Source organism: Microvirga aerophila (genome assembly GCF_003332305.1).
Classification (GTDB): domain Bacteria; phylum Pseudomonadota; class Alphaproteobacteria; order Rhizobiales; family Beijerinckiaceae; genus Microvirga; species Microvirga aerophila.
In genome coordinates, this window is sequence record NZ_QOIO01000098.1 from 1 (window position 1) to 10,418 (window position 10,418).

A 10,418-nucleotide genomic window follows, 5' to 3' on the forward strand; every position below is an offset into this window, starting at 1 on the left:
GCGCCGCCTACAAGAGCGAGTTCCTCCAGGAATGCCTCGCCCTCGACCGCGCCAACAACGAATAATCAATACCGGACGTCCATTGACGCTGCTCGGCATGGCACCTGAGACCAGAGACGGGTTCGTTCGCCATAGGCATGCGCAACTCCCTGTGGCTCGGCGCTAAAGCGCTCAGGCGGGCCAGAGTCTGTTCAGCGCGTCAGGGAGGGTGACGCCGGGAGCGAGCGTTCGCAACCGATGCGCCCGGAGCGCCGCAGCAGGACCTGTAGGATCGAGGGTCAACAGAAAGGCCAGAGCCTCGTTCAAGAGCACACTGGCGAGCCTGCTCCGCTCTTCAGCGACATTCTCCAGCGCTACGCCAGGCAAGAGGGGACCGCGATAAAGCCGCAAGGCTTGGTCGAAGGCGTCCAGGCGCTCGGTCTCTGTCAGCTGGGTGTTTCGCATATGCGCCAAGGCTGTCCATAAGCGCCCCAGGTCCGTCGCAACGTGCTGCGTGTCGAGCCGAACGTGATCGTCCTCGAGAACAATGGCGTCCGTTCCAATCAGCTTGCGCAGGCGATAAATTGTGGTGCGCAGGGTGTGAAGAGCGCGGTCTCCGTCAAGATCCGGCCACAGTTGATCCGCCAGCAGATCCATCAACAGACCTCGGCCATTAGCAATAATGAGAGACCACAGCAGTTCCAAGGGCTTCCGTTGCGCCTTCCCTTGGCTCGCACCGAGCTTATCTCCGTTGATCCGGATTGAGAATCCGCCAAGGCAGTAGATCTCGATGGAAGATTGTTGGTTCGTTGTGTTCATCGTCGGGCTTCAACGAGCGGAGACTGGCAACGAGTGCAACGCCGAAAGCGGAGCTACGGCGGCTATGGCAAACCATGCTCGATCCCGATGGCAGTTTTTCACGGGGAGATCCACCCGTGTTCTGGCGCGGCTCCTGAGCAGATCAAAGCGTCCGATCCAACACCGCCCCTCTCCTACCACCTCGATGCCTTCCGCGATCATTTGCCCCCAGCGTCCGCAGACACGTTTCATCCCGGTGCGAGTATCCCCTTGAAGGGGAATACTAGGACAATCAACAATAACAAAGTGATAATTCACATGAGACAAAAGTTATTTAGCCCTATCGTAATATTGTTCTCATCAGATGACCGCGAAGGGAACCAGTGGCAAGTATTCGCTGCTTGGACAAAGACCTTGCGCAATACGATTTTTGTTATGGGCACGCAGCAAATAACACGTACATGCAAAAATGACCCGGCCCGACACTATCGATCCTGCTGCTCTGCCATGCGGTCCGTTGCCACCAAGGCGGCTTCGACCCGGTTTTGCACGTGAAGCTTTTCCATAATCCTCGTCACATACCCTTTGACGGTTTTTTCGCTCAGCCCCACTTCATTGCCGATGAGCCTGTTGCTCATCCCTTGCACGATCAGAAGCAGGATTTCTTCTTCGCGAGCGGACAACTCAGGAAACCTCTTTGGCGGCCGGCTGGTGTTGCTCTCTCCGTTGCCCTGGCCCGTTAGAAGTCGCATGGCGAAGCTGGGCGAGACGTAGTTCTGGCCTTTGTTGACCAGCCGGATTGCCTGCACTAGCTCGGAACTGCTGGCTCCTTTCAGGAGATAGCCTCGCGCTCCCCGCTGCAATGCGTTTCGGACTTCTTCTTCGTCGTCGACGACCGTCAGCATCAATGTCTTGGTGCCCGGGCTCCGTTGCGCGATCTTGGCCGCGGCATTGATCCCGCCGCCCGGCATGTTCATGTCAAGCAAGAGAATATGGGGGGCTACATCACGGGCTATCTGAATAGCATCCTCGGCGGACTCGCCCTGCGCAACGACTTCGATGTCAGGCTCGAATTCCAATCCGAAAACGACTCCGTCCCTGTAAAGGGGGTGGTCATCAACGACCGCGACTCGAATTTTATCCGTCATTTGACCCTCTTGCTATAAGCGTTATGCATGCTGCAACGCACGTGCCTGCGCCCAATGTACTTCTGACGTTCATCACGCCACCGATGCTCTCGATACGATCGCGAAGCCCCCTAAGTCCAAGGTGAATCTCATCGCCAGGATCATCAGGAACGCTCATTCCAGGCCCCTCGTCTGCAACTTCGATCGTGATCGTCTCGCCATCCCATGACGCACAAACCTGCTGGCCCTCGCCGCCGGCGTGCTTGAATGCATTGTTGAGACCCTCCTGGACAAACCGGCACAAGGAAATCTTTACGAACTGCGGCGCCTCCGCCGGAAGACCAGAAATATTGCAGCTGACTGCGGTCCCTGTCCGACGCTCATGATGGCGCACCATGAGCATAAGAGCGTCCGCGAGGGTAAGATCCTGAATTTCGGGTAGGAGCAAGCCTCGACAGAGGTTCCGAATGTCAGTCAGTGCGTCCGAAAGCGCCTTCTGGATCTTGCCGATATTATCGCTGCTCTGCTCAGTGTGTTGAACGCGATCGAGGCGCACCAGCGCCAGACTGATCAGCTGCGCAATCCCGTCATGCAGGTCGTATCCCAGGCGACGCATGAGTCGCTCGTTGTCCTCTGTGGCGCTTCTCGCAGCACGTTCGATACGTGCCCGTAGGGCTTGGTTCTGCTGCAGCAGGCGCGACAACTGGGAAACCCGTTCTGCCAATGCGGCCCGCTGCTGGTCGATCGTTTTGCTGCCGTCCGCGACGATCACGAACAAGGCGCCGATCATGGCCAAGGTGATCAAGGCCGTGATCATCCAACTGCGCCATCTGTCCTCGTCAAGATGAGCCTTCAGCACCTCGGCGCGCTCATGGAACTCAAGAACGGCAATCACCTCTCCGCTGTGTGCGTCGCGTATCGGCGTAAACACTTCGAGCAGAGGAATGCCCTTGGCCCGTTCCCGCGCATCTTCCTCATGGTACAGATCGTCGAACTCGGCCGTGACCTCGCCGCTCCATGCCTTTCTCGGGTTGGGATTTTGCGGAAATGACCGTCCTATGAGGTCTTTCTCGGAGCTGTAGACGATCAGCCCATCCTGCTTCCAGATCTTGATGGACGTGACGTGCGTCCGAACAGATGGCCGCTTCATCGCCTCGTTGAGGTTCCGAATGCTGTTGTCGGACAGGACATCACCCGTCGCGAGCTCCTGCAGGTGCGGAGCAATGAAGTTATTGATGTAGAGGGCGGCGGAGGCAGCCGCGACGTCGGCTACCCCCTTCTCGATTCTCCTGGTGACCCAGGCTCCCATGGCGAACATCCCGAGCAACAGGACGCCCGTCGCCACAATGAGAAACTGCTGTGCGAGGCTCGGCTTGAAGCCCAGAACACGTTTGGAAATCTCAGCCGGCGTGGATTGGTAAGACAGATACAAGACAAACAGCCTTAAATATTGGATCTTCAGCGCGTCGATATTTACGGCAAGCTTAGGACTGCTTTCTGCCTAACGTAGCAGCTCCTCCGGGTTAAGCCTATCCAAAAGGGGTATTCCCTTGCGGATGACGTTGCGATCGAGGGCCTAGGCCGCAACCAATCACTCTCTGCTCTCCAATTGTACAAAATTATTATGATCTTTAGGTAGTTAGGATCGAAAAGACTAAAGTCTGAAGGGGATGAGAGACCTGTCTCGGACCCTGGTCCAGAGACCATCCATAGGTCCTCAGACCGTCTAGCGAAGCCTCTCTGGTTCCGCCCAACATGTGTCCAGCGGCCGTCAAATTTGCGGCAGACATCAAGGGCTGGAGACTATCATGGTGCAACTCGTCAGACACGATCTTGAATTCATCCTGAAGCAGATCAAGATCGCCGAAGCTCACACGGCAGGAACGCCGCTCACCGACCTGGTGGGCCATGACTTGCTTCCCTATGGCCTGCGCACGGTCAACGGCAGCTACAACAACCTGACCCCGGGCCATGAATGGAGCGGCTCTGCCGATCAAGTCATGCCGCGCCTGCTCGATCCGGTATATGTTCCTGGCGAGACGATGCCTGCGGGTCTGCACCGCCCCGGTGCACCGGCAGGCACGACCGGAACTCATTACCAAAACTCCGGCGACGTGTACGATTCGGACCCGCGGTTGATCTCGAACCTGCTCTCGGATCAGACGATCGGCAATCCTGCTACGATCATCAGCGCGCTGACCAATATGGGTCATGAGGACCCGTACGCGGTCCTCAACGTCCCTACGAACCTTTCCACCTACAATGCCGCGGTGACCGCCTACAAGGCGTGCGAAGTCGCCGAGAAGACCCTTGCCCAAGCGACTGCAAACGTGACTGCCGCAGAAATGGCCCTGGGCCGTAACCCGGCCGACCCGGCAGCCGCGCAAGCCGCACTGGATGCAGCGAAGGCTGCGAAGGTGAGCGCCCAATCCGTCGTTACGACTGCCTCGGAAGCAAAGAAGGCTGCATACGACGCCATGCAAGACGCCCTCGGCGTCGCGATGGAGGGCGACACGGTCGTGATCCCGAACGTCTCGGCGGATCTCGGAGACACAGCGCCCTTCAATGGCTTCTTCACTCTCTTCGGTCAGTTCTTTGACCACGGACTCGACCTCGTCAGCAAGGGCGACAACGGCACCGTCTACATCCCCCTGAGCTCCGATGACCCGCTCTACGTTGCGGGAAGCTCAACCAACTTCATGGTCCTGACCCGAGCGACCGTCGCACGGGATCCGGGTGCGGACGGGCAGCTCAACACGGCGGACGATATCGTCGGGCAGAGGAACGAGACCACGCCGTGGATCGACCTCAACCAGGTTTATACATCCAACCCGTCCCACCAAGTCTTCCTGCGCGAATATGCTCTTGTCGACGGCAAGCCGGTCGCGACTGGGCGCATGCTCGAAGGCAAGAACGGCGGCCCTGCCACCTGGGCGGACGTCAAGGAGCAGGCAGCGACGAAGCTCGGCATCATTCTTACTGATATCGATGTCCTGCGCGTCCCCGCCGTACTCACCGACATGTACGGCGAGTTCGTGCGCGGCACCAACGGCTTCCCACAACTGGTAATGATCAATGGGGGCCCAACGGAAACCAGCGTCGGCCAGCCTTTGGCCGCGTCCTTGGCAAACTCGGCCGGCCGTGCCTTCTTGAACGACATTGCGCATAATGCGGCTCCTGGCACCGTTTACGATGCTGACGGCAATCCGGTAACCCAAACAACTGCCGTCGTTCAGCCAGATGCCGATACCGATGCCGGCAATTCAATCGAGATGGACTATCGCGGCCGTAAGGTCTCCTACGACAACGAGCTGCTCGATCGCCACGTCATCGTGGGCGACGGGCGCGGCAACGAGAACATCGGCCTCACCTCGATCCATCATGTGTTCCACTCCGAACACAATCGCATGATCGAAGAGACGAAGGCGATCGCACTGGAATCCGGCGATCTCGCCTTCCTGAACGAGTGGCTCACGGTCAAGTTGCCGGCGGGCTCCCCCTTCCCGGCATCGGGCGAAGGCCTGCAATGGGATGGTGAGCGCCTGTTCCAAGCAGCCCGGTTCTCGACCGAGATGGTCTACCAGCACCTGGTCTTCGAGGAATTCGCCCGCGCCGCCGCACCTGATGTGGATCCTTTCGTGTTCTCGAACACGACGACCATCGATGGCGCTATCGTGGCCGAGTTCGCTCACGTGGTCTACCGCTTCGGCCACTCGATGCTGACCGACAGTATCGACATGATCTCCATGGGCGCCAACGGCCCCGTGGCGAAGGAAATTGGCCTGATCGAAGCCTTCCTCAACCCGATCGCATTCGGAAACGCGGGCACGAACCCGGATGACGCGGCCGGAGTCATCCTCCGCGGCATGACGCGCCAAGTCGGCAACGAGATCGACGAGTACCTGACGGACGCCCTGCGCAACAACCTGGTTGGTCTCCCGCTGGATCTTGGCGCGGTCAACATCGCCCGCGCTCGCGAAACAGGCGTTCCTTCGCTCAACGAGGCCAGGCGGCAATTCTACGAGGACACCCAGGACAGCCGCGTCAAGCCCTATGAGAGCTGGTACGATTTCGCGCTTTCCCTCAAGACTCCGGCCTCGCTGATCAACTTCATCGCGGCCTATGGCACACACCAGTCCATCGTCAGCGCGCAGACCGCAGAGGCCAAGCGTGCCGCCGCGACCCTGCTGGTTTTAGGCGGTAATGACGCCCCGACGGACCGTCTCGACTTCCTGAACGCCACTGGCTCCTATACAGGCGGGTCCCTGGGCGGCCTCAACAACGTCGACTTCTGGATCGGCGGTCTGGCCGAGAAGAAGATGACGTTCGGCTCCATGCTGGGCTCCACCTTCACCTACGTGTTCGAGTACCAGATGGAGGCGCTCCAGGCGGGCGACCGGTTCTACTACCTCAGCCGCACGCAGGGCCTGAACCTTCTCAACGAGCTCGAGGCCGACTCCTTCGCGCAGCTCATCATGCGCAACACCAGCCTTGGCGAGCACAACTCGACCCACGTCAACGGCTCCGCCTTCCAAACGGCGGACTACATCCTCGAAATGGATCGGACGAAGCAGATCGGCGCTGACCCGAGGCACTCCAACCCGGTCCTCGACAGCATCAGCCCCATGGTCGTCCGCAAAGACGTCGATGGCGACGGGGATGCCGACTACCTGCGTTACACTGGCACGGACCATGTCGTTCTTGGCGGAACCAACGAGGACGACACCCTCATCGGCGGCGAAGGCGACGACACCCTGTGGGGCGACGACGGCAACGACCGCCTCGAAGGCGGCTACGGCGTCGACCACCTCCACGGCGGCAAGGGCCATGACATCATCACCGACAGCGGCACCGATGTCGGCGCGGCCGACGTGATCCACGGCGACGACGGCGATGACGTCATCAACCCGGGCAGCGGCCTCGACCTGGTCTTCGGCGGACGCGGCAGCGACTTCATCTACGGCGGCACCGAGGGCAAGACGGTCTCCGGCGGCCTGGATAACGACTTCATCCGCGGCAGCACGGGCGGCAGCATGCTGGCCGGCAACGAGGGCGACGACTGGATCGAAGGCGGCGACAGCTTCGACACCCTGGCGGGCGAGAACTCCGAGCTGTTCTTCAACTCCACCATCATCGGCCACGACGTCCTGAACGGTCGCGGGAACGACAACGACTACGACGCCGAGTCCGGCGACGACATCATGATCCAGGGCCAGGGCATCGAGCGCAACAACGGCATGGCCGGCTTCGACTGGGCGATCCATAAGGGGAACAACCAGGCCGCTGACTCGGACATGACGATCTCGATCTTCCAGAACCAGCAGAACAACATCCTCCGGGACCGGTTCGACCTGGTGGAAGGACTGTCGGGCTGGAACCACAACGACAAGCTGACCGGCCGCGACATCGTGCAGGGCGCATATGATGCGGACGGCAACGCCACCCAGGTCGATCCGGGTGCACCCCTCGACTCCTACTCCAACGCCCTGTTGGAGAAGAACGTCGCGCTGATCAACGGCCTCGACAAGCTCGTGGCCCATCTCGAGCGGACGACGGTCACCGTCGCCGGCAAGACCGAGACGATCGTCATGGACACCGCCGATGCCTCGGACATCATCCTGGGCGGCGGCGGCAGCGACACCATCACCGGCGGTGGCGGCAACGACATCATCGACGGCGACAAGTGGCTCAATGTCCGTATCGAGGTCAGTGCCGACGCCTCGCGCGGCCAGACGTTCGAGACCTTCAGCGTCGACTCCCTCGACCAGATCCAGGCCCGCATGTTCTCCGGTGAAATCCGGGGCAGCCAGCTCAAGATCGTTCGCGAGCTCCTGGACAGCGAGAAAGCCGGAGATAAGGACGTCGCGGTCTACTGGGACGTGAGAGCTAACTATAGCATCTCCCAAAATGCGGACGGCAGCATCACCGTCGAACACGTCACAGTGTCGGACGCAGTCAATCCTGTCGATGGCGGGAACAGGGTCTCGGACGGAACGGATAGGCTTTTCAACATCGAGAAGCTGAAGTTTGCCGACCAAGAAGTCTCGATCACCCCACCGAAGCTATCCCTCCACGCTTTCGATGCAGGGAACTATCGCGACGACTTCAATCCCGCGAACTACGTGGGATCGGACGGAACGGCGGCCTGGACTTCAAGCTGGGTGGAAACTGCCGACGGCACCAACTCCGGCGCGAATGGACAGATCGTCCTGAGCAATCAGGCATTGCGGTTCCAGGAAGGCGACGGTGCAACCATCACGCGTGCGGTCAATCTCGATGGTCTTGCCATCGCTCGCCTAAGCTTCAATGCCGACCCCGCCAACCTCGAGAACGACGACTACGTTTCCATCCAGTTCTCCCCTGATGGAAATCCAAACAACTTCGTTGAACTCGGCCGGATCACCGGCGATGGCGCGAACACGCTCCGAACCTTTGACCTAACCGGACCGTTCACCGCCAACGCTGCCATTCGGTTTGTCGCAACTTCATTCGAAAATGGCGGCTTCTTCGGCAGCAGCAATGACGTAGTGACCATCGACAACGTCGCGGTCGACTTCTTCAGGCCTGCGATCGCTCCCTCGGTCAACTATGCGACCTCGTTCACCGAGGGTAGCACAGGGGTGGCGATCGCGAACCATTCCAGCATCGTCGATGACACATCCCAGATGGTATCGGCCCGGATCGTGCTCACCAACGCCCAGGCCAGCGACGTCCTCACCGTCGGCACGCTTCCAGCGGGGATCGCTGCAGTCGTCACCTCAGCGGCAGGCCAGATCACCGTAGATCTGACCGGCGTGGCCTCCCTGGCGGCCTACCAAAGCGCCATTCAGGCGGTGACGTTCAGCAACGGATCCCAGAACCCGGTAGCGGGAAGCCGCGTCATCCAAGTGACGGTGAACGACGGTCTCCTGGTCAGCAACGTGGCGACCACCACGGTAAACGTGATCGCAGTCAATGACGCGCCAGTGGCGAATAACGACACCGTGTTCACCAACTTCACGACGGCGCCGTTCATCGTCCCAGAATGGGCCCTGCTGGCCAACGACACCGACGGAGAGGGTGCCGCGCTGGACGTCACCGCGCTCAGTGCTGTCAACGGCCTCACGGCTTCGCTGACGGCGAACCCGGGTTCGGTTACCCTGACCGATACCGGCACTGCCGGCGGCGCGTTCACCTACACGGCCAACGACGGATCCGGTGCCGCGAACGCGACCGATACTGCCAACGTGACGGTCACCCGTGACACCACCGGAGCCATCAACGGCAACGACGGCGACAACATCCTGATCGGCGACGGGGCCAACAGCACCCTGTCTGGCGGCCAGGGCAACGATCTCGTCTTCGCCGGAGCCGGCAACGATACGATAACCTGGGGCGTCACCACGTTCTTCGGCTTCGAGATTGCCAACGACGGCCGGGACTTCGTCGACGGAGGTGCAGGCACCCTCGATCGCTTTGTCGTCACCGGCAGTAACGCAGCCGAGACCTTCGTGGTCTACGCCAAGGCCGAGGCTATCGCCGCCGGTATCGCCGGGTTGAAGGCCGACACGGAGATCGTGATCACCCGCAACGGCAATGTCATCGCGGAACTCGACAACATCGAGGAGATCACGATCAACACCGGCGCCGGCAACGATACGGTGCAGGCTGTCGGCAACTTCAACCCGACGAGCCTGAACTTCAGCACCATCACGATCAACGGCAACGAGGGCGACGACACCGTCGACATCTCGAGCCTGCAGTCGGCGCACCGTATCGTGTTCCGGTCCAACGGCGGCACCGACACCATCGTGGGAACTCTGCGCGAGCAGGACGTGATCGAACTGCCTCTGGGCATGGCGCTCACCGACTTCACCCGCACCGACAATGAGGACGGCACCACCACGCTCGTCAGCCCCACCCACAAGATTACTTATGTGGGCTCGCGCAACCCGATCGTCCGCGAATGCACGCCGGACGACGTCGAATTGCCGGTCGAGATCGTCGCCGCCGACGACAGCTTCACTGTTAAGAAGGGTGAAGTCCTCAACCTCACGGCGGCGGCGCTGCTCGCCAATGACGTTGACATGGACGGAGACGAGCTATGCATCGTCTCGGTTGACGAGGGCGAGCACGGCGAGGTGATGCTCAACGCAGATGGCACGATCACCTTCACGCCCAAGCCTGGCTTCACCGGCACAGCTTCCTTCACCTACCTCGTGAAGGACGGGCGCGGCAACTACGACCAAGGCAACGTGACGATCACGGTTCAGAACACGCCGTCGGCTCCGGTTCCTCCTGAGGAGCAGCCTCCGGTGTCTCAGCCTCCGGTGGATCAGCCCCCGGCGCCGGTACCTCCGGTGGATCAGCCTCCGGTGGGAGAGCAGCCGGTGGCGGGGCTGGAGTGCCATGGCGGGGGCGGCCACGACCGGCTCTGGGGCGGGGCAGGCGACGACCGCATGTGGGGCGGCGCCGGCAACGACCGCTTCCACGGCGGCCAGGGCGCCGACCTCATGTGGGGCGGCCGCGGCAACG

At 60.7% G+C, this 10,418-nt stretch carries 4 protein-coding genes; 1 reads left to right on the forward strand and 3 read right to left on the reverse strand.

Features of this window, described 5'->3' with window-relative positions; all coding sequences use genetic code 11:
• Positions 1 to 171 precede the first annotated feature (171 nt).
• From DRB19_RS27545 to DRB19_RS27555, 3 genes are all read right to left on the reverse strand, one after another.
• Positions 172 to 798, reverse strand: coding sequence for an AfsR/SARP family transcriptional regulator (locus DRB19_RS27545; RefSeq protein WP_114189174.1), 627 nt, complete (start codon positions 796 to 798; stop codon positions 172 to 174).
• A 464-nt stretch (positions 799 to 1,262) separates the two neighbouring features.
• A complete protein-coding gene (locus DRB19_RS27550) occupies positions 1,263 to 1,925 on the reverse strand; it encodes a response regulator (protein ID WP_114189175.1) in 663 nt (220 codons plus the stop codon).
• Complete coding sequence (locus tag DRB19_RS27555) at positions 1,915 to 3,336, reverse strand: sensor histidine kinase (protein ID WP_114189176.1); 1,422 nt, start codon at positions 3,334 to 3,336, stop codon at positions 1,915 to 1,917. Before DRB19_RS27555 ends, DRB19_RS27550 begins: the two co-directional genes overlap by 11 nt.
• 376 nt (positions 3,337 to 3,712) lie before the next feature.
• Here DRB19_RS27555 and DRB19_RS27560 point away from each other — a divergent pair.
• Positions 3,713 to 10,418 (forward strand): peroxidase family protein (locus DRB19_RS27560; RefSeq protein ID WP_114189177.1); only part of this gene is annotated, 6,706 nt, incomplete at its 3' end.